We start from the raw sequence: 23703 nt of genomic DNA on the forward strand, positions 1-23703 counted from the left end.
GATCCCCCCCACCATGAGCATCATCAGGATCATGAAACAGGCAAAAATCGTTACGGTGCCCTCCTCTGCCGCCGCGAAGCGGCGCAAGCGGGCCGCGCGCCGGTGGGGCGGGGCCGGTGGGGCGGACATTCTGTCTGCGATCATCGTTCACCTCTCGATCCCGGCACGGGATGCCGGGGCGGATTCGCGGGATTAACCTTGCTTGGGTATGCTCTCCAATCTTGGCGTTAGTGGGGCGTCACCAAGGCGGTGCCGGACGGGAGTGCGGCGTAAAGAGGCAACGAAACAGAGAAAAGCGCGACATCGTTTCCCGTTAGGAAACAGTGAATCAAACACGCTGTGGCAAACGGGGCGAAATCGGGCCGCAAGGGCCCGGGGCACGCGCCGGGCGCTTTACGGTCGCGCAATGTCTCCGCTGCGCTTAGGCTGGGGCCAGAAAGCGCCGGCACGAGTCGCAGCGTGGCTGCACACCGGCAAGACGAACCAACAGGAGAAACAGATGGATTCCACCAACGAGCCGAGTTTCCGCGACAGTGTCGACATCATGTTCAACCGGGCCGTCGCGCTGATGGACCTCGCCCCGGGTCTCGAAGAGAAGATCCGCGTCTGCAACGCGACCTATACCGTGCGTTTCGGCGTGCGCCTGCGCGGCCGCATCCAGACCTTCACGGGCTACCGCTCGGTCCATTCCGAACATATGGAACCGGTCAAGGGCGGGATCCGCTATTCGCTCAACGTGAACCAGAACGAGGTGGAGGCGCTGGCGGCGCTGATGACCTATAAATGCGCGCTGGTGGAGGCGCCCTTCGGCGGCTCCAAGGGCGGGCTCTGCATCGATCCGCGCGAATACGAGGAACACGAGCTTGAACTCATCACCCGGCGCTTCGCCTACGAGCTGATCAAGCGCGACATGATCAACCCGGCCCAGAACGTGCCCGCCCCCGACATGGGCACCGGCGAGCGCGAGATGGCCTGGATCGCGGATCAGTACAAACGCATGAACACCACCGACATCAACGGCGTGGCCTGCGTGACCGGCAAGCCCATCAACGCGGGCGGTATCCAGGGCCGGACGGAGGCGACGGGGCGCGGGGTGCAATACGCGCTACACGCCTTCTTCAACGACGAGAAGGGCATGGAGAAGGCGGGCCTTACCGGGACGCTGGAGGGCAAACGCGTGGTGGTGCAGGGCTTGGGCAACGTGGGGTATCACGCCGCCAAGTTCCTCAGCGAGGAAGACGGCTGCATCATCACCACCATCATCGAACGGGACGGCGCGCTGCACGATCCCGATGGCCTGAAGGTGGAGGCGGTGCACCAGTGGATCCAGAAGCACGGCACCGTGAAGGGCTTCCCCGGCGTGACCTGCGAACCCGACGGGGCGAAGCTGCTGGAAACGGAATGCGACATCCTGATCCCCGCAGCGCTCGAAGGGGTGATCAACATGGGCAACGCGAAACGCATCCAGGCCCCCCTGATCATCGAGGCCGCGAACGGCCCCGTCACGGCGGGTGCTGACGAGGTGCTGCGCAAGAAGGGCACGGTCATCGTGCCGGACATGTATGCCAACGCCGGCGGCGTGACCGTTTCCTATTTCGAATGGGTCAAGAACCTGAGCCACATCCGCTTTGGCCGGATGCAGCGCCGGGCCGAGGAATCGCGCCACCGGCTGGTGGTGGACGAACTGGAACGGCTGAGCGCCGACAAGGGGCTGGGCTGGACCCTGAGCCCGGACTTCAAGGAAAGATACCTACGTGGCGCGGGGGAGCTGGAACTGGTGCGCTCGGGTCTCGATGACACCATGCGCACCTCCTATACCTCCATGGCCGATGTCTGGCACGGGCGGGACGATGTGGATGATCTGCGCACCGCCGCCTACCTCGTATCGATCGGCAAGGTCGCGGCAAGCTACCGCGCCAAGGGGCTCTGACAGGGGCGGGCGGTGCCGTTGGCGCGCCGCCCCCTCCTTCCAGATGGTTCAAATCCCCGCCGGAGGCATCCGCCGGCTCCCTCAGCCGGTGCGCTCTCGGTCGGCACGGCCCGGCGTCTGCGAGCGAAAACAATGCGGAAACGACGAAGCCTGTCGGAAACCGGCCTGTCTGAGCGGTGCCGCATTGATACCGCTGGACGGGGAAGCTAGCCTTTCAGGGGCGAGGCGATGACGAGGGCATAAGATGCGGTTTTCCGGTTTGCGCGTTCTGCGCGAGGGGCTGACAGGCAACAAGGGCTGGGCGCCCCATTGGCGCGATGCCGAACCCAAGGCTCAGTATGACGCGATCATCATCGGCGGCGGCGGCCACGGGTTGTCCACCGCCTATTACCTTGCCCGCGAACACGGGCTGACCAATGTCGCGGTGCTGGAAAAGGGCTATCTGGGCGGCGGCAACGTCGGGCGCAACACGACGATCGTGCGGGCCAACTACTTCCTCGAAGGCAATTCGCAGTTCTATTCCCATTCGCTCAAGCTCTGGGAGGGGCTGGAGGAGGAATTGAACTACAACGTGATGCACAGCCAGCGCGGCCTGATCAACCTCTTCCACTCCGACGGGCAGCGCGACGCCTTCGCGCGCCGGGGCAACGCGATGATCAATCAGGGCGACGACGCGGTGCTGCTCGACCGCGAGGGGGTGCGCCGCTATCTGCCCTATCTCGATTTCGACAATGTGCGCTTTCCCGTCTACGGCGGGCTGCTGCATCCGCGCGGCGGCACCGCGCGCCACGATGCCGTGGCATGGGGCTATGCCCGGGGGGCCGACCGGCTGGGCGTCGATCTGATCCAGCGCTGCGAGGTCACCGGCATCGACATCGAGAACGGCGCGGTGCGCGGGGTCCAGACCACGCGCGGGGCCATTCGCGCGAAGAAGGTGGCCATCGTCACCGCCGGACGTTCCGGTCAGGTGGCGGCGATGGCGGGCATGCGCCTGCCCATCGAAAGCCATGTGTTGCAGGCCTTCGTGACCGAGGGGCTGAAACCCTGCATCGATCACGTGGTGAGCTTCGGCATGGGGCATTTCTATATCAGCCAGTCGGACAAGGGCGGGCTGGTCTTCGGCGGGGATCTGGATTTCTACGCCTCCTACGCGCAGCGCGGCAACCTGCCCATGGCCGAACATGTGATGGAGGCGGGCATGACGCTGATGCCGATGATCGGCAAGGCCAAGGTCCTGCGGTCCTGGGGCGGCATCATGGACATGACGCCCGACGGCTCGCCCATCATCGACAGGACGGAGACCGAGGGGCTCTTTGTCGATTGCGGCTGGTGCTATGGCGGGTTCAAGGCGGTGCCCGGATCGGGCTTTGCGCTGGCGCATCTGATGGCGACCGGGCGGCCCCATGCTTCGGCCGAGCGGTTCCGGCTGGACCGGTTCCGCACCGGGCGCGGCCTGATGGACGAGGAGGGGACGGGTGCCCAGCACAACCTGCATTGATCGGCGCATTCGCCGGAGCCTCCGGCGGGAGTATTTGCGAAAGGGTGAAGGGGCGGTCTGCGTCCGCTTCAGGAGGGAGAGGGCATGAGGATCGATTGTCCGAATTGCGGCACGCGCGACCGGCGCGAGTTCTATTATCAGGGTGCGGCGGTGGCGCTGGAGCGGCCCGCGCCCGACGCCGGGGCGGAGGTCTGGGACGCCTATCTGCACCTGCGCGAGAACCCGGCGGGGCGCACGCGCGACCTGTGGCAGCATGATGGCGGCTGCGGCGTCTGGTTGGTGGTGACGCGCGATACAGCGACCCATGAGATTTTCGAGGTGACCCGGGCCAGCGACGTGGCGGAGGGTGCCCGATGAGGATTTCCGGCAAGGGGCGGATCGACCGGTCGCGCCCGGTGAGTTTTCGCTTTGACGGCAACCGCTACGAGGGGTTCGAGGGCGATACCGTCGCCTCGGCCCTGCTGGCCAGCGGCGTGCGCCTGATGGGACGGTCCTTCAAGTATCATCGCCCGCGCGGCGTGCTGACCGCCGGGAGCGAGGAGCCCAATGCGTTGATCACCACCGGGCGCGGCGCCGGGCGCACGCCCAATGTGCGCGCCACGGTGCAGGAGGCCTATTCCGGGCTGGAGGCGCGGTCGCAGAACGCCTGGCCCTCGCTCGGTTTCGATGTGCTGGCGGTCAACGATCTTGCCGCGCCGTTCCTCGGGGCCGGGTTCTATTACAAGACCTTCATGTGGCCCCGGCGGTTCTGGGAAGCGGTTTATGAACCTGCGATCCGCCGGGCCGCTGGCCTGGGCGCGCTGAGCGGCGCGCATAACCCCGACCGCTATGAACGCGCCTTTGCCTTTTGCGACCTGCTGGTCATCGGCGCGGGCCCCACGGGGTTGATGGCGGCGCTGACAGCGGCGGAGGCGGGGGCAGATGTGATCCTCGCCGATGAGGATTTCCTGCCCGGCGGGCGGCTCAATGCCGAAACGGTGGAAGTGGACGGAAAGCCGGGCCATGAATGGGCGGCGGAGGTCGTGGCGCGCCTGCGGTCCATGGACAACGTGCGCGTGATGACCCGCACCACCGTGACCGGGGTCTACGACGGCGGCACCTATGGCGCGCTGGAGCGGGTGAACCTGCATCGCGGCGACCGGCCCGAGACCGCGCCGCTGGAATGTTTCTGGCGCATCGTTGCACGCCGGGCGGTGCTGGCCGCGGGCGGGCTGGAGCGGCCCATCGCCTTTCGCAACAACGACCGCCCGGGCATCATGATGGCCGGGGCGGTGCGCAGTTACCTCAACCGGTGGGGGGTCAGCCCGGGCCGGCGCGTCACCGTCTTCGGCAACAACGACGATGCCCATCGCACGGCACATGATCTGGCGGCGGCGGGGGTGCATGTGGCGGCGCTGATCGATGCCCGACCCGACATTGCATTGCCCGATGCGCCCTTTCCGGTCTATCGCGGCGCGCAGGTGTGCAATTCGGCGGGCCGCAAGGAGTTGGAGAGCATCACCCTGCAGTCGGCCAGCGGGATGCAGACCATCCAGACCGACTGCCTCGCCGTGTCGGGCGGCTGGAACCCGACGGTGCATCTGACCTGTCATCTGAACGGGCGCCCCGTCTGGCAGCCTGACATTCAGGCCTTTGTGCCCGATGCCGGGGCGGTGCCGGGGCTGAGGGCCGCCGGGGCCTGCAACGGCGTCTTTTCCACCCGGGCCTGTCTGGGCGCCGGGGCCGAGGCCGCGGCGGAGGCGCTGGAGGCTCTGGGCAAGAAGGGCGCGGGCCTGTCGGTGCCGGAGGCGGAGGACGCCGACTACGCGTTGTCGCCGCTTTGGGCCGTGGCGGGGCGGGGCCGGGCGTGGCTCGATTTTCAGAACGACGTGAGCGTGAAGGACATCAAGCAGGCGGCGGAGGAGAACTTCCGTTCCGTCGAGCATATGAAGCGCTACACCACGCAGGGCATGGCGACGGATCAGGGCAAGAACTCCAACGTCGCGGCATTGGCGGTGCTGGCGGACGCCACCGGGCGGGGCATCGCGGAGACGGGGATCACCACCTTCCGCCCGCCCTATGTGCCGGTCTCCATCGCCGCGATGGGCGCGGGCGCGCAGGGAAAGGGCTTTGCGCCCGAACGGTTCACCACCAGCCACGCCCAGAGCCGCCGCATGGGCGCGCCGATGATCGAGGCGGGGTTGTGGTATCGTCCGAGCTTCTTTCCGCGCAGCGGCGAGACGACATGGCGCCAGTCCTGCGACCGGGAGGTGGGCTTCGTGCGTAACGCCGTGGGGGTCTGCGATGTCTCCACCTTGGGCAAGATCGACATCAAGGGACCGGATGCGGCCAAGCTGCTGGATTTCGTCTATACCAACGTCTTCAGCACGCTGAAGGTGGGGCGCGTGCGCTATGGGCTGATGCTGCGCGAGGACGGGCATGTCCTGGACGACGGCACCTGCGCGCGGCTGGGCGAGACGCATTACGTGATGACCACCACCACCGCCGCGGCGGGCGCGGTGATGCGGCACCTCGAATTCGTGACCCAGTGCCTGCATCCCGAATGGGCCGTCGCCTTTACCTCTGTCACCGAGCATTGGGCGCAGTTCGCCGTGGCGGGGCCGGAATCGCGCAAACTGGTCAATGACCTCATGAAGGAGGAGATCGACGATGCGGGCTGGCCCTTCATGGCCTGCGGTGAGGTGGAGGTGATGGGTGCCGCGGGGCGGCTTTTTCGCATCAGCTTTTCGGGCGAACATGCCTATGAGATTGCGGTGCCCGCGCGCTATGGCGCGAGCCTGTTCCGTGAGCTGGTGTCGCGCGCCGAGGCGCTGGGCGGCGGGGCCTACGGGATGGAGGCGCTCAACGTGTTGCGGATCGAGAAGGGGCATATCACCCATTCGGAAATTCATGGCCGCACCACCGCCTTTGACATCGGCATGGAGCGCATGGTCTCCGACAAGAAGGATTGCATCGGCAAGACGATGGCTGAGCGGCCCGGCCTGCAGGACGAGGAGCGCGAGCGGCTGGTGGGCTTGCGCCCGGTCGGGGCGGTGAAGCAGTTGACCGCGGGCGCGCATCTTTTCGAGCGGGAGGCCGAAGCGGTGCGCGAGAACGATCAGGGCTATATCACCTCGGTCGCCTTCTCGCCCGATGTGGGCAGCTTCATCGGGCTGGGGTTCGTCAAAGGGGGGCCGGAGCGGATGGGCGAGGTGCTGAGGATGGTCGATCATCTACGCGAACTGGAGGCGGAGGTCGAAATCTGCTCCCCCGTTTTCGTCGATCCGGAAGGGGGGCGCACACGTGGCTAACCTGAAATCCAGAACCCCCTGCGGTGATCTGCTGCCCTTGGAGATTGGCAGCGCGAGGCTGGAGGAAACCGATCCGGGGCATCTGACCGTGCTGTCGGAACTTGGGCGGGAGGGGGCGCTGGCCGCCGCCCTGTCGCAGGCCCATGGGCTGGACTGGCCCAGGCCGGGGCGCGCCACGGGCAAGGAGGGCAACCGATGCCTGTGGTTCGGACACCGCGAGGTGCTGCTGGCGGGCCCCGCGCCGGATGCCGCATTGTCGGAAAAGGGCGCCGTGACGGATGTGACCGACGGCTGGGCCAGCGTGATCCTGTCGGGCCCGGGGGCGGAGGACGTGTTGGCGCGGCTTATCCCGGTGGACCTGCGGCGGCCGGCTTTCAAGATGGGGCACAGCGCGCGCAGCCTCTTGCAGCACATGCCGGTGTCGATCACCCGGATCGGGGCCGACCGGTTCCTGCTGCTGGCCTTCCGGTCCATGGCCACAACGCTGGTGCATGATCTGAAGCAGGCGATGGAGGTGGTGGCGACCCGGGCGTGAGGCCCGCACCCCTTGCTCTGCCTGCCGCTCTGGCGCAACCGGGGGTTTGCCACCCCCGGACCCCCGGCGAGTATTTATGAAAGGGTGAAGGTCCACCGCCGTCGCTGGACTCTGTGGACCCTGCGCCGGTATGATCGCCGCATGAGCCTGCCCCCCGGATTTCTCGACGAGTTGCGTGAGCGTTCCAGCCTGTCGCAGGTGGTGGGGCGCAAGGTGTCGTGGGACATGCGCAAATCCAACCAGGGCAAGGGCGACATGTGGGCGCCGTGCCCGTTTCATCAGGAAAAAAGCGCCTCTTTTCATGTAGATGACCGCAAGGGATTTTATTATTGCTTTGGCTGCCATGCCAAGGGCGATGCGATCTCCTTCGTGCGGGAGACCGAGAACGTTGGTTTCATGGAGGCCATCGAGATCCTCGCGCGGGAGGCGGGGATGGAAGTGCCGAAACAGGACCCGCGTGCGCAGGCGAAGGCCGACCGGCGCGATCTGCTGGCCGAGGTCATGGAACAGGCGGTGCGCTGGTATCGGCTGCAGCTTCAGACCGGAGCGGCGGCGGAGGCGCGGCGCTATCTCGAAGGGCGCGGGCTGCCGCGGGCGGCACAGGAACGCTGGGAGCTGGGCTTCGCGCCGGATGCCTGGCAGGGGCTGTGGGATCATCTGACGGGCAAGGGCGTGGCGGAGGACCTGATCCTAGGTGCGGGGCTGGCGAAGCCGTCGTCCAAGGGCGGGCGGCCCTATGACACGTTCCGCAACCGCATCATCTATCCGATCCGCGACGGCAGGGGCCGGGCCATCGCCTTTGGCGGGCGCGCGATGGACCCGGACGACAAGGCGAAATACCTCAACTCGCCGGAGACCGAGCTTTTCGACAAGGGGCGCAGCCTTTACAACATGCGCGCCGCGCGCACGGCGGCGGGGCAGGGCAGGACGTTGCTGGTGGCCGAGGGCTACATGGATGTGATCGCCCTGTCGGAGGCGGGCTTTGGCGCGGCGGTGGCGCCGCTGGGCACGGCGATTACCGAGACGCAGCTGCAATTGCTCTGGCGGATCGCCCCGGAGCCGGTGCTGATGCTGGATGGGGACGCGGCGGGCCAGCGTGCCGCGATGCGGGTGATCGATCTGGCGCTGCCGCTGCTGGAGGCCGGCCAGAGCCTGCGCTTTGCCGTGATGCCCGAGGGCAAGGACCCCGATGACCTGTTGCGCGCCGAAGGTGCCGCCGCGGTGCAGAAGCTGGTCGATGCCGCCCTGCCCATGGTCCAGCTTTTGTGGCGGCGCGAGACCGAGGGCCGCAGTTTCGACAGCCCCGAACGGAAGGCCGCGCTCGACAAGAGCCTGCGCGATGCGATCAAGACGATCCGCGACCCGTCGATCCGCAGCCACTACGGGCAGGAGATCAAGGACCTGCGCTGGCAGTTGTTCCGTCCCGCCCGGAAGGGGCAGGGGGCGGGGGGCAAGCGCGCCTTTGCCCCCGGTCGCCCCGGCGGCCGGGGCATGCCTGCGGGGCCGGTGGCGCCGATGCCCAGCACCAAGACCTCTGCGCTGGTGACCGCGACGCGGCCCGACAGCGGCGCGCATCTGCGCGAGGCCGTGATCCTTGCGGTGCTGGCGCGCTGCCCCGAACTCGCCGAGGAATTCGAGCCGGGGATCGAGGCGATGCGCTGTCAGGACCCCGACCATGCCCGGCTGCGCGATCTGATCCTGCGCCATGGCCACGCCGGCGAGGCGCTTCTGGCGGAGCGGATTGCCGGTGCACTGGGCGAGGACGCCCTTGAAAATCTGCTGGCGCAGCGCCATGTCGCGATCACACCCTGCATCCGCACACCCGGGGATACCGAACGCGCCCGGCTGACGGTGGCCGAGGAACTGGCCAAGCTCGAAGCGATGCGCGGGCTCGATGCCGAGATCGAGGAAGCGGCCGAGGATCTGACCGGCACGGCGGACGAGGGGGTGACATGGCGGCTGAGCGAAGCTGCCCGGGCCGCGGACCGCGCGGTGCGTGCCGGGCAGGAGGACAAGGCCGAATACGACATCGGAGACAACGGTGCGCGCATCAGCCGGGACGAGCGAAACGCGCTCGATGCGCTTCTGGGAACGATCCGCTTTTCCAAGTCGGGCGAGAGTTGATCAAATCAACGTTTGCACAGCGTGACCTTTTGGCCCAAGCGGTTAAATAAAATTAAGGGGACCGGGTTTAAGAATCACCCGGCACCCCCCATGATTCGGAAATTCGAATCACCCCACATGTGATTCGCGCCTGCGCGCTGAAGGAGGACGAGATGGCTGCCAAAGATGCCAATGAAGACGCCAAGACCGACGACGGTGAAGCGGGCCACTCCCTCGACATGAGCCAGGCCGCCGTCAAGAAGATGATCGGCGAGGCCCGGGAAAAGGGATATATCACCTACGATCAGCTCAACACGGTGCTGCCGCCCGATCAGGTGAGCTCCGAACAGATCGAGGACGTGATGTCGATGCTGTCCGAAATGGGCATCAACATCATCGAGGATGAAGAGGCCGAGGAGGAGGAACAGAAGGGTTCCACCGAGCTGACGACGACCGACAGCAACAAGGAAGTCGCGCTTTCCTCGGGCACGACCGAAAAGCTCGACCGGACGGATGACCCGGTGCGCATGTACCTGCGCGAGATGGGCAGCGTCGAACTGCTGAGCCGGGAGGGCGAGATCGCCATCGCCAAGCGGATCGAGGCCGGGCGCAACACCATGATCGCGGGTCTGTGCGAAAGCCCGCTGACCTTTCAGGCCATCACCATCTGGCGCGACGAACTGCTGTCAGAGGACATCCTGCTGCGCGATGTGATCGATCTGGAGGCGACCTTCGGCAACCAGCTGGGCGACGAAGAGGAAAGCGCCCCCGTTGTCGCCCCCGGCGCCACGGCGGAAAGCAAGCCTTCGGAGGACAAGGCCGAGCTCGACGCCGACGGCAACCCGATCTCCACCGAGGATGACGACGACGAGGACGAACAGGCCAACATGAGCCTTGCGGCCATGGAAGCCGCCCTGAAGCCGCAGGTTCTCGAGGCGCTGGACATCATCGCGGACGATTACGCCAAGCTGAGCGAGATGCAGGACAGCCGTATTTCGGCCACGCTGAACGAAGACGGCACCTTTTCGCAGACCGATGAGGACACGTACCAGAAGCTGCGGTCGGAGATCGTGCTGCTGGTGAACGAGCTTCACCTGCACAACAACCGTATCGAAGCGTTGATCGACCAGCTTTACGGCATCAACCGCCGGATCATGCAGATCGACAGCGCCATGGTGAAGCTGGCCGATCAGGCCCGCATCAACCGCAAGGAATTCGTCGACGAATACCGCGGCTACGAGCTTGATCCCAACTGGATGGAGCGGATGGCCGAGAAGTCGGGCCGGGGCTGGCAGATGTTCATCGAACGCTCCTCCGACAAGGTGGACGAGTTGCGCACCGACATGGCGCAGGTCGGTCAGTATGTCGGGCTCGACATCTCGGAATTCCGCCGCATCGTGCAACAGGTCCAGAAGGGCGAGAAGGAGGCCCGTCAGGCCAAGAAGGAAATGGTCGAGGCGAACCTGCGGCTCGTGATTTCCATCGCCAAGAAGTACACGAACCGCGGGTTGCAATTCCTTGATTTGATTCAGGAAGGTAACATCGGCCTGATGAAGGCGGTTGACAAGTTCGAGTATCGCCGCGGCTACAAGTTCTCCACCTATGCGACATGGTGGATCCGGCAGGCGATCACCCGGTCGATCGCGGATCAGGCGCGGACCATCCGTATCCCCGTGCATATGATCGAGACGATCAACAAGCTGGTCCGCACGGGCCGCCAGATGCTGCATGAGATCGGCCGCGAACCCACGCCCGAGGAACTGGCCGAAAAGCTGCAGATGCCGCTGGAAAAGGTTCGCAAGGTGATGAAGATCGCCAAGGAGCCTATCTCTCTCGAAACGCCCATCGGCGACGAGGAAGACAGCCAGCTTGGCGATTTCATCGAGGACAAGAACGCGGTTCTGCCGCTGGACAGCGCCATTCAGGAAAACCTGAAGGAAACCACGACACGGGTTCTCGCCAGCCTCACCCCGCGTGAGGAACGCGTGCTGCGGATGCGCTTCGGCATCGGCATGAACACCGATCACACGCTCGAAGAGGTGGGCCAGCAGTTCAGCGTGACGCGCGAACGTATCCGCCAGATCGAGGCGAAGGCGCTGCGCAAGCTGAAGCACCCCAGCCGGTCGCGCAAGCTGCGCTCCTTCCTCGACCAGTGATCCCGGCCCGCCGGGACTGACCTTGCAGCGGCCGCCACGGGGAACCGGGCGGCCGTTTTGCCTCTGCCCCGGGGCGGGCTATGTTGTGTTCCCCCATCCAAAGGAAACCGCCATGCGCCGCGCCGTCATTTTCGCCGCCGTTCTGGCCAGCCTGCCGCTGCAGGCCGCCACCCAGCAGCCCGCCTATCGGGCGGTCAACTGGCTGATCGTCGTGCCGGTTACGGCAAGCAGTTTCGAGGTGCTGGAGGACTACGGCGAAGGCGCGCGGGGCATGTGGTGCGCCGCCGGGGATTACGCGCGCAACCGCATCGGCGTTCCGGTGCGGGCGCAGCTTTACCTCAAGGGCGCGCGCGGCCCGTCGCGGACCGTGCCGGGCCGCACGGCGGTTCTGTTCACGCTGGACCCGGACACGCTGGACCGGCCGCCGCGCTCCTCCTATTCGCTGTCGATGCGGGAGGTCGGGCAGAAACGCTCCGTCGCGCAATCCTATCAGCTCTGTACCGAAGAGCTATTTGACATCGACGATCTTTAACCGCGGGCGAACCTGCCCGAAGGATTGCGGCGCCCGCGCGTTCGGGCGACATTGGCGGCATGCAAACCACATTCGAAATCGCGACCCGGGGCGCCGGGCTTTATGAATTCACGCCGCAGCCCGCCCGCTGGCTGGGCGGGGCGGGGGACGGGCTGCTCACGCTGTTCCTGCGCCACACCTCTGCCTCGCTCCTGATACAGGAGAACGCGGACCCGGATGTGCAGCGCGACCTGAGGGCCTATTTCGACCGGCTGGTGCCGCCCTCCGACGATGCGTCGATGTCCTATCTGCGCCACATCGCCGAGGGGCCGGACGATATGCCGGCCCATATCAAGGCGGCGATGATGCCCGTTTCGCTTGCCATTCCGGTGCAGGGCGGGCGGATGCTTCTGGGCACATGGCAGGGGATATACCTCTTTGAGCACCGCAGCGCGCCCCACACCCGCCGGGTCGCGGCCCACTTCAGCGCGGACCGCTAGGGGCGCGTCAATCCACCGGCATCAGGTGGATTTCGCGGATGGCGGCATGGGCGGGCGCCTCAAGCGCGTGCATCACCGCTTGGGCCACGTCATCGGGCTGCAACTTGTCGGGCTTGGGTTCGTCGAAAAAGCCCGTGTCGACCATACCGGGGGAGACGACCATGCAGCGCCCGCCCCATTCGGCCATCTCGTCGGCGAGGTTGCCGGCGAAACCGTGAATGAACCATTTCGTCGCGCTGTAGATCGAGCCCTTGATGTGCCGACGCCCCGCGGCGGAGCCCGTGACCACGTATTGGCCCGTGGTCTTGCGCAGATGGGGAATGGCGGCATGGGCGGTATAGAGCGCGCCCATGATGTTGAGGTCGACCATCGCCCGCCAATCCTCCGGATCGCCCTTTTCGGTGCCTGCGGGCTGCGTGCCGCGCCCGGCATTGGCGAAGGCGGCATCGAGCTGGCCGTATCTTTCTACCAGCTGCGCGATGGCGTCGGCCTGCGCCTGCCGGTCGGTGGCGTCGCCTTCCAGCACCAGCGCGGCATCGCCGATGTCTTCCGCAAGATCGCGCAGCTTGTCGCCGCTGCGCGCAAAAAGGCCCACGTTCCAGCCCGCCTTGGCCGCCGCGCGGGCGGTGGCGGCACCGATGCCGCTGGAGGCGCCCGTGATGAACAACGTCTTTGCCATGGTCTTTCCTTTCAATTCAGTCGGGGCCCAACGCCCCAGACGGGCTTGAGGTCCGGCGCCTACATCTAGCGAAGCATTTGAGTACTACCCAAAACTTCGGTGTTGGCCTATAAGTGTAGGCAAGTGGGCGCTACGCCCCACAACAGAGGCAGATTTCGATCAAGACAGAGAAGGGGGACAGGCGATGCGCTGCCCGTTTTGCGGAAACATCGACACCCAGGTCAAGGACAGTCGCCCCGCCGAAGATCACGTTTCTATCCGGCGGCGCCGGTTCTGTCCCGCCTGTGGCGGTCGCTTCACCACCTATGAACGGGTGCAGCTCCGCGATCTGGTGGTGATCAAATCCTCCGGCAAGCGGGAGGATTTCGACCGCGACAAACTGGAACGGTCCATCCGCATTTCCATGCAGAAGCGCCCCATCGATCCCGAGCGGATCGATCAGATGATCAGCGGCATCGTGCGGCGGCTGGAAAGCATGGGCGAGACCGACATCAACTCCAAGCAGATCGGCGAGATCGTGATGGAGGCCCTGGCCCGGATCGACACGGTGGCCTATGTCCGCTTTGCCAGCGTCTACAAGAATTTCCAGGCCGCCGACGATTTCGACAAGTTCGTGCAGGAGCTTCGCCCGAACGCCCCGCCCGAAGAGTGAACGACGCCCGCTTCATGGCCACGGCGCTGACGCTGGGCGGACGGGGGCAGGGGCAGGTCTGGCCCAACCCCGCGGTCGGCTGCGTCATCGTGCAAGAGGGCCGGATCATAGGCCGCGGCTGGACCCAGCCGGGCGGGCGCCCCCATGCGGAGACCGAGGCGCTGGCCCGCGCGGGCACGGCGGCGCGCGGGGCCACCGCTTACGTCACGCTGGAACCCTGTGCCCATCACGGGCGTACGCCGCCCTGCGCACAGGCGCTCATCGATGCGGGCGTGGCCCGCGTGGTCGTGGCCACCACCGACAGCGATCCGCGCGTGGCGGGGCGGGGCATCGCCATGCTGCAGGCCGCGGGGATCGAGGTTACCACCGGCGTGGGGGAGGCTGAGGCGCGGCAGGACCACATGGGTTTCTTTTCGCGCATCGACCGGGGGCGCCCGGCGCTGACCCTGAAGCTCGCCCAAAGCTTTGACGGCCGCATCGCCACCCCGACGGGAGAGAGCAAATGGATCACCGGGTCGGCGGCGCGGCGGCTGACCCATGCCATGCGCGCACGCCACGATGCGGTGATGGTGGGGGCGGGCACCGTCCGGGCGGATGACCCGGCGCTGACGGTGCGCGATATGGGCGCCAAACGACAGCCCGCCCGCATCGTTGTGTCGGACCGGCTGGACCTGCCGCTCATGAGCCAGCTTGCACGAACGGCGGCGGAAGTGCCGGTGTTCCTGTGTCACGGGCCGGGGGTGGACACAGCGCTGCGCGAGACCTGGCGCGGCTTGGGCGCGCGGCTGATCGAATGCCGCCGGGCCCGGGGCCGCATCGATGTGGTGAACATGATGGAGCGGCTTGCCGGGGAAGGGCTCAACCGCGTCTTCTGCGAAGGCGGCGGCGCACTGGCCGCCTCGCTTCTCGGGGCGGATCTGGTCGATGAACTGGTGGGGTTCGGCGCGGGTCTGGTGCTGGGGGCGGACGGGCGGCCCGGCGTGGGCCCGCTCGGCCTGCAACGCCTCGCGGCGGCACCGCGTTTCACGCTGCAGCGTACAGCAAGGATCGGGGAAGACGTGCTGCACGTCTGGCGGCGCGTGGCGCAGCCCGGGGAATGAGTATTTGTGAAAGGGTGAAGGGGGTGCGCGGATTCCCCCTTCACCCTTTTCCAAACACTCAAATTCCAACGCTTCTCCCGGGCGGCACCGGACAGATCAGCCCCGGGGGCGGCGCCAGAGGTGCGCGCGGCTGGCGAGCAGGCCCTGCGCCTTCGACAGGACACGGTTTACCGGCCCGCGCCGTGGCGCATCGCCTGACATCAGCCTGTCGATCACCACCTCGACCGGGCAGGGCAGGCCGGTTTGCGGATCGATGTAGCGCGGGTAGTCCACCAGCGTCGCGTGGACGAGACCCGCGAGCGCGGGGCGCGCCCGGCGCCGGGGCGGCACGTCGCCCAGATCCTGCGTGAGCCCCCAACCGGCATAGAAGGGCACGCCCAGCGTAGTGACGGGCAGGCCGCGCAGCAGCGCCTCGAACCCCAGGAGGCTGGTCATGGTCCAGACTTCGTCGGCCTCGCCCAGCAGTCTCGCCGGGTCCGCCTGGGCCAGCACCACGTCGGTCAGTTGCGCGAGATCCGCCGGTGGGACGGTGCCGCTGCGAAGCCCTGCCTCCACATCCGGGTGGGGTTTGTAGGCGATGAAAGCCTCGGGTCGGGCGGCGCGGGCGGCCTCCAGCAGGGCGAGATTGGTTCGGACCTCTGCCGTTCCGCAGAGGATCGATGCGTCATCCTCGACCTGGCCGGGGACGAGCAGGCGGGGGCGGCCCGGGGGGGTGTCTGCCGGAAAGCCCTCGCCCTGTGCATCGAGGTTGTATTTGCTGAGTTTGCCTCTTCGCAGCCGGTCGATGATGGCCTCGGCCCGCGCCTGTTGGTCGGGCCGCAACTCGGCCCGCGCCGCGATTAGCTGTTCCAGCCTGCTGGGGCGGGCGGGATCGTAGTAGATGCCCAGATCGTCGCAGACCAGCGACAGGGGCGGCACGAGGGCGGCCCCCAGCCCGCGTGAGCGCAGGAAGCCGTCCTCCACCCGGACGGTTTCGCGGTCTTCCGCGTCGGCCTTGCCGGCCCAGACCATGCGCCGCCGTCCCGTTCTTTGGGCAATGGTCGCCGCGCGGGCGGGATCGTCGGCAAAGCGGACGGGCCTCACCTGACCGAAGAAGCCCTGCAGGGGGCGGCGTTTCCACAGGCGCATGCCGGAGGCGACCCAGCCTTGCCGGTCCTCCCGCCAAGCGCGAGCCTGTGCCGCGAGCGCCTCCATCGCGGTTTCAAGCTGGCAGAGCCGGTCGCGGTGCGGGTCGTACCATGTGGGGTAGAGGATCATCGCGGCGGCGAAGAGTTGCGCGCGGGTCAGTTTGCGCTGGCGGCGCTGAACGGGGAATTCGTCCTCCGTCAGGCCCCAACCGGCGTAGAAGGGCTGGCCGAAGACGCGGGGGCGGTGGCCTGCGAAGATCGCCTCGAACCCCAGTTGGGAGGAGACGGTGTAGACGCCCACCGCGCCTTCGAGCAGGCTCCATGGGCTGACCGGACCCGAAAGCAGGGTGACGCGGTCGCTGGTATCTTGCGCGTCGAAGTGCCCGGCCCGGTGGCCCGCGCGCGTTTCGGGGTGAGTCTTGATCACGATGCGCGCGCCGGGGTGTTCCTGCTGGGCATAGACCAGCATTTCGAGAAAGCGCGCCCGGTCCGCGCCTGACGCGGTGACGGAGGCGTCGCCCCGGGTCTGGTCGATCACGAGGACATAGCCCGGTTCCGGCACCGGGTGGGCGGGGTCGAAACCGCTGTATTTGCTCAGATGCGCCTCGCGCAGGCGGGCGATGGCGGCGCGGGCGCGGTTGAGAAGCGCGGTATCGTCGAGCGGATGTTCCGTGAGCAGGGTCTCAAGGTCCGAGGGCCGCGCCGGATCGAAGTGATTGCCCCGGCTGTCGATCAGCAGGCCCAGCGGTGGCTCGCCTGCGCGACCGGGGTGGAGCGAGCGCAGCATCGCGTCCTCGACGAAGACGAGCGGCACGTCGCGCCGTGCTGCCACCCGCCGCCCCCGGTGGGCGGTGGGGGAATTGCCCCAGACGGCGACGGCATCCCCCGGCCCCGGCAGGCCGAGGTGCAGCGAATGGCCCGAAAGCTGCAGGATGCGCCGCACCCGCCGGTTGGTCACGAAACCGCCGTTGTAGACGAAAAGCCGCCGGGTCCTTTCGGAACCGGCGGCGGGGGTGTCGTGGATGTCAGGCCCGGGGCCCATGCGGTCGCGTCAGCCCGAAGTGAGGGTTGCCAGCGAGGAGGCGGAGCCCGCGGTGCCCGTGATGGCGGAGATCACCTTGCTCCACTGGGTGAAGGGGGCTTCGGTCACGTAGAGCGTATCGCCGTCGCGGATCACGAAGTCGCGGGCCATGAACATGCCGTTAGGCTGGGTGAGGTCGAGCACATAGACCATGCGCTGCGCGCCCAGCAGATCCTGCCGGCCCAGCACCTGTTCGGCCACTTCCTCGGGTTCGTTGCGGAAGATGAAGACGCCGGTGGGATCGGCGCTGAGCGGGTTCAGGCCGCCGACCTGCGCGATGCCTTCCAGCGCCGAGAGGTTCTGCGATTCGAAGGGCACCTGTGCCTGCCCGCCTGTCGCGCCGAGTGCTGTGAAGGAGCGCGAGTCCTCCTCCACGAGGATCTGGTCGCCGCCGCGCAGCGCGATGTCGAGTTCGGGGTGATCGTAGAGGTCTTCGAACCAGATCTTGTCGCGCATGTTGCCGCGTACCACGGTGACCTGCGCGATTGCCGGTTCGATCGTCACGCCGCCCGCGCGCGCCAGCATGGTGCCCAGCGTCCGGGTCGGGCGTTCGATGGCATAGACGCCCTGCGCCCCCACGGCCCCGATGAGCGAGACGGTGGCCCCGTCACCGGCCATGCGGCGCACCTGCACCTGCGGATCGGGCGTCTGTTCGGCGAGCTTGTTGGTGATGATGCGGCGGATCGCTTCGGGCGAGTTGCCCGCCGCCCTGATCCGGCCCGCGTAGGGCACGAAGATGAAGCCGTTGCCGTCGACCTGTATCTCTTCAAGGATGGTGGCCGCACCGGTATCCCCAGCGAGCAGCCCGTCATCCACGTTTTCCCAGATCGTCAGGCCCAGGATGTCGCCCGCGCGTATCGTGTCGGAGCCGATCTGGCCTGCGTTCTTGAACGCGGGCGAGAAGCCGAGCGCCGGGGTGATGGCGGTGGCGCGGGTGACGCGGTCGTTCACCGCGACGATGAAGGCATCGCCTTCCTTTTGCACGGAACCAGAGTAGATTTGCCGCTTGTTCGGGCCCACCTGGGGCAAGCCGCAAGCGGATAGGACGGACAACGCCGCGATGAAAGCGACGGGACGTGCCCAGCGGAAATGTACGAAATTCACTGCCCGGTCTCCTCGACCTGTTTTATTCTGCCTCGTATTCGCCGGTTTTTTCGACGTAATTTCCCGAAAGCTACTGCAGAACGGGGGACAAATCTACTGTGAGGGCGGTGCCGGGTCAGGTGACGACGCGCAACTGTTGCCGAGGTGCCGCGGTGCCGAGGCTGAGCGCTTCATAGGGATCTTCGGGCGCCAGCATCATGTCGACCACCTGCCGCATGAGCTGTGTGCGCCCGCGCGCGGAATAGAAGCCCCCCGGCACCTGCGAGGTTTCGAGCAGGTAGCGGCGGTAATCCTTGTAGGCGCGGTTGTCGGGCCGGGTGGCCCCGGCGAAGAATTCCGGCAGGGGCTGTTCGGAGACGAATTCGGGCTGGTTGTAGACCGCCCGCCCGAAGACCCGCAGCGGGATCCCGCGCCACAGGACCTGTTGCCCGGCGGTCGAATTCACCGTGACGGCGCTGCGCGCATCGTTGAGCAACTGCGCAAGCTTGCCGCCACGGACGTAGTGCACCCGCGCCGCCACATTATGCAGCCGGGCGAGGCGGCGTATTTCGCCGCGCAGGGGCACGCGGCCGTCCTCCAGCGGGTGGGCCTTGACCACGAGGTGGTGATGCTGGGGCGCGCCGCGGGCGAAACCTTCGATCACCAGTTCGAGGAAATCCGACATCGTGTCGAAGGGGGAATGCATCTGGAACGCGCTGTCATGTTCCAGTTGCAGCAGCGCGAGGTGATAGGGGAACCCCCCCAGCCTGATCCGCAGGGTGGAGGCCAGCCGGTCCAGTGCCAGTGCGGGCATCAGCAGCAGCCGCTTGACGTAGAGCTGAAACTCCTTCGTGACCGGCAGGCTGCGGTGCGGGCGGAAGTTGCGGTAATCGCCGTTCCGGAACATGACGAACCAGTGATAGAGCGCGCCGTAGAAGATATGGTGGCGCATGTCGCCCCAGTGGCCTGGGGGCAGGGGGGCCTCCATGTCGGACTGGGCGAGCGCCTGTTGCATCTGGGCGATGTCCATGTCCATCAGGCGCGAATTGCCGTTCGATCCGCCCCGTTCGTAGGTGATCCAATAGGGGCGCATGTAGCCTTCTTCGAAGACATGCACGGTGAGCCCCCGGGCCTTGGCCAGCGCGACCGCCTCGGCGTGGACGGGGCGCGTATCGCCGTAGAGCACCACGTCGGTCACGCCCTTTTCCGTCACGATACCGTCGAAGGTTTCGGGCCAGTCCTCCACCGTGCCGCGATAGGGCATGTAGCTTGCGGGGTGGAACCAGAAGGCGCGGTCGCCCGCGTTGAAGCCCACGCGCCAGACATCCGCCCCCGCCAGCCGCAGCATCTTGCCCAGCCGGTTGAAGAAGGGCCCGTGCGGACCCTGAAGGAACAGAAAGACCCGGTGTTCCGGGGATGGGGGTGTCATGGTGGTCCTCGGATAGCGTCGATGGGCCGAATGAACCATAGGATAGGGGCAGAAATGTGGCTCTGCACGCCCCTTGCCTCAGGGCGGCGCGGGGGGTACGCAGACCGCAGCACCGAAAGGAACCCTATATGTTCACCGGCATCATCACCGACATCGGCACCGTGCTCTCCGCCCGGCAGGAAGGCGACCTGCGCGCGCGGATCGCCACGGGCTACGACACCTCGGGCATCGACATGGGGGCATCGATCGCCAGCGACGGCATCTGCCTCACGGTCGTGGACCTCGGCCCCGACTGGTACGAGGTGCAGATCAGCGCGGAGACGGTGGCGAAAACCAACGTGGCAGGCCGCTGGAGCGAGGGAAGGCGGCTCAACCTCGAACGGGCGCTGCGCGTGGGCGACGAGTTGGGCGGGCATATCGTGTCGGGCCATGTTGACGGCGTGGCCGAGGTGGTGGCCCTGCGCGAGGAAGGCGACAGCACGCGGTTCACGCTGCGCGCCCCTGACGCGCTGGCCCGCTTTATCGCGCCCAAGGGATCGGTGGCGCTGAACGGCACCTCGCTGACGGTCAACGAGGTGGATGGCAGCACCTTCGGCGTCAACATCATCCCCCATACCAAGGAAGCCACCACATGGGGCGAGGTGGCGGAGGGTGATCGCATCAACCTCGAGATCGACACGCTGGCCCGCTACGTGGCCCGGCTGGCGGAGACCGCTTGAAACCCCGCGTCCTCGCTTCCCATGAGGATCCGAACGGCACCACCTGCGTCGACATTCTGGCCTTCCCCGACGGGCGCTTCGGCTATGCGATGTTCCGGCGCGATCCGGAAGACGGGCATGGCTGGCGGAAGACGGGCGCGCCCGAGGGTCCCCGTTTCGCCACCCGGGCCGAGGCCGAGCAGGCGGCGCGTGACCTCGCGCCCTGGGTCTAACCCGCTCTGGCTTTCCCGCATGTGCTGCGGTATCCAGCGCCCAAATCCGCCAGAGGGATGCCGACCATGAACTTTGAAACGCCCGGACCCGTCGAGGAAGGCCTGTCACAGGCGATTGCCCCCATCGAAGAGATCATCGAGGACGCGCGCGCGGGGCGCATGTTCATCCTCGTGGATCACGAGGACCGCGAGAACGAGGGCGATCTGGTGATCCCCGCGCAATTCGCCGACGCGCAGGCGATCAACTTCATGGCCACCCACGGGCGCGGGCTGATCTGCCTGCCGATGACGGCGGAGCGGATCGACCACCTCGGCCTGCCGATGATGGCGGTGAACAATTCCTCGCGGCACGAGACCGCCTTTACCGTCAGCATCGAGGCCCGCGAAGGCGTGAGCACCGGCATCTCTGCCGCCGACCGCGCCCTGACCGTGGGCGTCGCCATCAGCGAACAGGCAGGCCCTGCGGATATCGCGACGCCGGGCCATGTCTTTCCGCTGCGCGCGCGTGACGGCGGCGTGCTGGTGCGCGCGGGCCACACGGAGGCTGCGGTGGATATCTCGCGGCTGGCGGGGCTGAACCCCTCCGGCGTGATCTGCGAGATCATGAAGGAAGACGGCACCATGGCGCGGCTGCCGGACCTCGTGGAATTCGGCAAGCAGCACGGGCTGAAAATCGGCACGATCAGCGACCTGATCGCCTATCGGCACAAGCATGACAACCTGCTGACGGAACGCGATGCGCGCCCCGTCACCTCCGCCTACGGGGGGGAGTGGATGATGCGCATCTTCTCCGACCAGATCACTGGCACCGATCACGTGGTGCTGACCAAGGGTGACGTGACCACGCCGGAGCCGGTGCTGATCCGGACCCATGCGGTCAACGCGCTGGAGGATATCCTCGGCCTCGGGCCCACCCCGGCGGATGAATTGCCCGAAGCCATGCGGATCATCGCCGCCGAAGGGCGGGGCGCGGTGATCCTGTTCCGTGATCCCTTCCCGCGCCTGCGGCTCGACGAGGATGAGGACGAGGCGCCGCGCATCGTCAAGCGGACGGGGCTGGGGGCGCAGATATTGTCCTCCATGGGGCTGCACGAGCTGATCCTGCTGACGGACAACCCCGATACCCGTTACCTGGGCCTTGATGCCTATGCGCTGTCGATCGTGGGCACCCGCCCGATCACCCGAAAGGATTGAACCATGGCCGGAACCGAAACCCACACCGTCCTTCCCCGCCCGGAGTTCGACCGGCCCGTGAAAGTGCTCATCGTGGTCTCGCCCTATTACAGCGATATCGCCGAGGGGCTGCTGAAAGGCGCGCGGGCGGAACTGGAGGCCGCCGGCGCCACCCACGAGACGATCGAAATGCCCGGCGCGCTGGAGATCCCCACCGCCATCGGCATTTCCGACCGGCGGACGCATTTCGACGGCTACGTGGCGCTGGGCTGCGTGATCCGGGGCGAGACGACGCACTATGAGACCGTCTGCAACGACAGCAGCCGGGCGCTGCAGCTTCTGGGGCTGCAGGGGCTGTGCATCGGCAACGGGATCCTGACGGTAGAGAACCGCAAACAGGCCGAAGTCCGCGCGGATCCCGAAGGCCAGAACAAGGGCGGCGGGGCTGCCGCAGCGGCCTTGCATCTCATTGCGCTGGGCCGTAAGTGGGGCGCCCAGACCAAGGGTATCGGGTTCAAGCCGCTGGGGCAGGACACCGTTCTTGCCCAGGGATCAGACGGACAAGAGATCACATGACAGGCACCGCTCCGGGATTGTCCGGAAACCAGAAGCGCAAGATGAAATCGGCGGCGCGGCTCTATGCCGTGCAGGCGCTGTTCCAGATGGAACATTCGTCGCAGACCGTCGAACGGGTGCGCCGCGAATTCCTCGACCATCGCTTCGGCGCGACCTACGACGGTGAGGAGATGCTGGATGGCGACATCACGCTGTTCGCGCGCCTGCTGGAAGACGCGGTGAACTATCAGGCGCCGATCGACCAGATGACCGACCGGGCGCTGGTGGCGAAATGGCCCATTGCCCGGATCGACCCGACCCTGCGCGCGCTCTTTCGCGCGGCGGGGGCCGAACTGCGCGATACGGGCACGCCGCCCCGGGTGGTGATCTCCGAATATCTCGACGTGGCGCGCGCGTTCTTTCCCGACGGCAAGGAAGCCAGCTTCGTCAACGCGGTGCTGGACCATATGGCGCGCGAAGCCCGGCCGGAAGCGTTCTAGGACGCGCTGACCGCGCTCTCTTCACCCTTTTGCAAATACTCAAATCCCGCCCGCGCCACGGGCGGAGCGGATCTTTGCAGTCCGAAAGCGGGGGAGTGTGACGGGAACCACGCCTGCCGGTCGGTATTTATTCCCGAGGACCTGTATGTACAGGTGGGCGCCGGGTAATCGAACCAGGGCTCGACCAGAGCCAGCTCCCTCGGATTTGCTTAAGGCCACTGGAATGTAACGTCTCACGAACAGGGCAGAACCCGTCACGGACCCTAGGTAGGGCCGCGCCGACCCGCCGACAAGGGGTCAGTTGCCCGCCTCTTCCGTTTCCGTGACGAGCCTGTAGCGGCTCAGCTCCTCCGGCAGCAGGACATAGATTTCATCCGGCGGGGTCGCCAGCGCATGGCGCATGACCAGCGGGTCTATTCCCATCTCGTCGAGATAGCCCATCACCTCGCCCTGGCCGCGCTGGATGTCCTCCACGGCGACGAAGGCGGGCAGCAGCGTGCTTTCGCCGAAATAATGCTGATGCACCCCGACGGAGGCGCTGTCGGGCACGTGCCGCTCCGTCCCGGCGGCCAGCAGGTAGGGGCAGGCTGAATAGCAGATGTCGCCGTCGCGCAGGGCGGTGGCGATGCCGCCCCGGCGCAGGTAGCGGCCAAGGTCGAGCGCATCGCCGACCGAGCCGCCCGGTGAATTGAGGTAGACGCGGGAGGGCGCAGGCTCCAGCGCCTCCAGTTGCTTGACGATCCGTTCCGCGTCGCCCGCCTCGATGGCGCCTTCCAGCAGGGCCGCGGCGCCGGCCTCCACCGGGGTCAGTATCAGCCGGTCGGGCAGGGCGGTGGCAGGCATGGGCCGCCCGCCGGGGGGCGCCCGGTC

The 23703-nt window shown here is 66.9% G+C and carries 22 protein-coding genes and 1 other RNA gene; 17 read left to right on the plus strand and 6 right to left on the minus strand.

Annotated features, from left to right (window positions below):
- The 10 genes from A3728_RS23365 to A3728_RS21940 form a co-directional block, all read left to right on the plus strand.
- On the plus strand, positions 1 to 196 hold a 196-nt coding region (locus tag A3728_RS23365), incomplete at its 5' end, for a hypothetical protein (RefSeq protein ID WP_236630600.1).
- A 303-nt stretch (positions 197 to 499) separates the two neighbouring features.
- Complete coding sequence (locus tag A3728_RS21900; RefSeq protein ID WP_067928798.1) at positions 500 to 1930, plus strand: Glu/Leu/Phe/Val family dehydrogenase; 1431 nt, start codon at positions 500 to 502, stop codon at positions 1928 to 1930.
- 244 nt (positions 1931 to 2174) lie between these two features.
- The gene (locus A3728_RS21905; RefSeq protein WP_067928800.1) at positions 2175 to 3428 is read left to right on the plus strand and encodes a sarcosine oxidase subunit beta family protein; all 1254 of its coding nucleotides are present in this window, start codon (positions 2175 to 2177) and stop codon (positions 3426 to 3428) included.
- Between the two features lie 84 nt (positions 3429 to 3512).
- Positions 3513 to 3785, plus strand: coding sequence for a sarcosine oxidase subunit delta (locus A3728_RS21910; protein WP_067928802.1), 273 nt, complete (start codon positions 3513 to 3515; stop codon positions 3783 to 3785).
- Positions 3782 to 6718, plus strand: a complete 2937-nt coding sequence (locus tag A3728_RS21915; protein WP_067928805.1) for a sarcosine oxidase subunit alpha family protein — start codon at positions 3782 to 3784, stop codon at positions 6716 to 6718. Before A3728_RS21910 ends, A3728_RS21915 begins: the two co-directional genes overlap by 4 nt.
- The gene (locus A3728_RS21920) at positions 6711 to 7253 is read left to right on the plus strand and encodes a sarcosine oxidase subunit gamma (RefSeq protein WP_067928807.1); all 543 of its coding nucleotides are present in this window, start codon (positions 6711 to 6713) and stop codon (positions 7251 to 7253) included. The genes A3728_RS21915 and A3728_RS21920 overlap by 8 nt, the downstream gene beginning before the upstream one ends.
- Positions 7254 to 7394: 141 nt before the next feature.
- Positions 7395 to 9377: a DNA primase gene (gene dnaG, locus A3728_RS21925; RefSeq protein ID WP_067928810.1), complete on the plus strand. Its 1983-nt coding sequence runs from the start codon at positions 7395 to 7397 to the stop codon at positions 9375 to 9377.
- Positions 9378 to 9529: 152 nt separating this feature from the next.
- Positions 9530 to 11512: an RNA polymerase sigma factor RpoD gene (gene rpoD / locus A3728_RS21930; protein WP_067928813.1), complete on the plus strand. Its 1983-nt coding sequence runs from the start codon at positions 9530 to 9532 to the stop codon at positions 11510 to 11512.
- A gap of 112 nt (positions 11513 to 11624) precedes the next feature.
- Positions 11625 to 12044, plus strand: a complete 420-nt coding sequence (locus A3728_RS21935) for a hypothetical protein (protein WP_067928815.1) — start codon at positions 11625 to 11627, stop codon at positions 12042 to 12044.
- Positions 12045 to 12103: 59 nt separating this feature from the next.
- A complete protein-coding gene (locus A3728_RS21940; protein ID WP_067928817.1) occupies positions 12104 to 12523 on the plus strand; it encodes a secondary thiamine-phosphate synthase enzyme YjbQ in 420 nt (139 codons plus the stop codon).
- A gap of 7 nt (positions 12524 to 12530) precedes the next feature.
- On the opposite strand, the gene A3728_RS21945 is transcribed toward A3728_RS21940, so the two are convergent.
- On the minus strand, positions 12531 to 13202 hold the full coding sequence (locus tag A3728_RS21945) for an SDR family oxidoreductase (RefSeq protein ID WP_067928820.1): 672 nt from the start codon (positions 13200 to 13202) through the stop codon (positions 12531 to 12533).
- A gap of 184 nt (positions 13203 to 13386) precedes the next feature.
- Between A3728_RS21945 and nrdR the strand changes: the two genes are divergently transcribed.
- Positions 13387 to 13854, plus strand: a complete 468-nt coding sequence (nrdR, locus tag A3728_RS21950) for a transcriptional regulator NrdR (RefSeq protein ID WP_067928822.1) — start codon at positions 13387 to 13389, stop codon at positions 13852 to 13854.
- Positions 13851 to 14954, plus strand: a complete 1104-nt coding sequence (gene ribD / locus A3728_RS21955; protein WP_330220300.1) for a bifunctional diaminohydroxyphosphoribosylaminopyrimidine deaminase/5-amino-6-(5-phosphoribosylamino)uracil reductase RibD — start codon at positions 13851 to 13853, stop codon at positions 14952 to 14954. Before nrdR ends, ribD begins: the two co-directional genes overlap by 4 nt.
- Before the next feature lie 96 nt (positions 14955 to 15050).
- Here ribD and A3728_RS21960 read toward each other — a convergent pair whose 3' ends face one another.
- From A3728_RS21960 to A3728_RS21970, 3 genes are all read right to left on the minus strand, one after another.
- Positions 15051 to 17123, minus strand: a complete 2073-nt coding sequence (locus A3728_RS21960) for a capsular polysaccharide biosynthesis protein (protein ID WP_067928825.1) — start codon at positions 17121 to 17123, stop codon at positions 15051 to 15053.
- 9 nt (positions 17124 to 17132) lie between these two features.
- Positions 17133 to 18266: a polysaccharide biosynthesis/export family protein gene (locus A3728_RS21965; protein ID WP_201722148.1), complete on the minus strand. Its 1134-nt coding sequence runs from the start codon at positions 18264 to 18266 to the stop codon at positions 17133 to 17135.
- A 115-nt stretch (positions 18267 to 18381) separates the two neighbouring features.
- Positions 18382 to 19674: a capsule biosynthesis protein gene (locus A3728_RS21970; protein WP_067928827.1), complete on the minus strand. Its 1293-nt coding sequence runs from the start codon at positions 19672 to 19674 to the stop codon at positions 18382 to 18384.
- A 128-nt stretch (positions 19675 to 19802) separates the two neighbouring features.
- Here A3728_RS21970 and A3728_RS21975 point away from each other — a divergent pair, with 128 nt between their 5' ends.
- From A3728_RS21975 to nusB, 5 genes are all read left to right on the plus strand, one after another.
- The gene (locus A3728_RS21975; protein ID WP_067928829.1) at positions 19803 to 20393 is read left to right on the plus strand and encodes a riboflavin synthase; all 591 of its coding nucleotides are present in this window, start codon (positions 19803 to 19805) and stop codon (positions 20391 to 20393) included.
- Positions 20390 to 20605, plus strand: coding sequence for a hypothetical protein (locus tag A3728_RS21980; protein WP_067928831.1), 216 nt, complete (start codon positions 20390 to 20392; stop codon positions 20603 to 20605). The genes A3728_RS21975 and A3728_RS21980 overlap by 4 nt, the downstream gene beginning before the upstream one ends.
- 66 nt (positions 20606 to 20671) lie before the next feature.
- Positions 20672 to 21799: a 3,4-dihydroxy-2-butanone-4-phosphate synthase gene (ribB, locus tag A3728_RS21985; protein ID WP_067928834.1), complete on the plus strand. Its 1128-nt coding sequence runs from the start codon at positions 20672 to 20674 to the stop codon at positions 21797 to 21799.
- Between the two features lie 3 nt (positions 21800 to 21802).
- Entirely contained in the window at positions 21803 to 22354 is a 552-nt protein-coding gene (locus A3728_RS21990; RefSeq protein ID WP_067928836.1) for a 6,7-dimethyl-8-ribityllumazine synthase, read from the plus strand.
- Positions 22351 to 22833 carry a transcription antitermination factor NusB gene (nusB, locus tag A3728_RS21995; RefSeq protein ID WP_067928838.1) on the plus strand — a complete coding sequence of 161 codons (483 nt, stop codon included), beginning with the start codon at positions 22351 to 22353 and terminating at the stop codon, positions 22831 to 22833. Before A3728_RS21990 ends, nusB begins: the two co-directional genes overlap by 4 nt.
- A 100-nt stretch (positions 22834 to 22933) precedes the next feature.
- On the opposite strand, the gene ssrS is transcribed toward nusB, so the two are convergent.
- Positions 22934 to 23087: non-coding RNA, 6S RNA (gene ssrS / locus A3728_RS22000), on the minus strand.
- Positions 23088 to 23130: 43 nt separating this feature from the next.
- A partial coding sequence (locus A3728_RS22005; RefSeq protein ID WP_067928845.1) for a hypothetical protein occupies positions 23131 to 23703 on the minus strand: 573 nt, incomplete at its 5' end.

Origin of the sequence: Sulfitobacter sp. HI0040 (assembly GCF_001634885.1) — a bacterium.
In the GTDB taxonomy this organism is placed as follows: domain Bacteria; phylum Pseudomonadota; class Alphaproteobacteria; order Rhodobacterales; family Rhodobacteraceae; genus Sulfitobacter.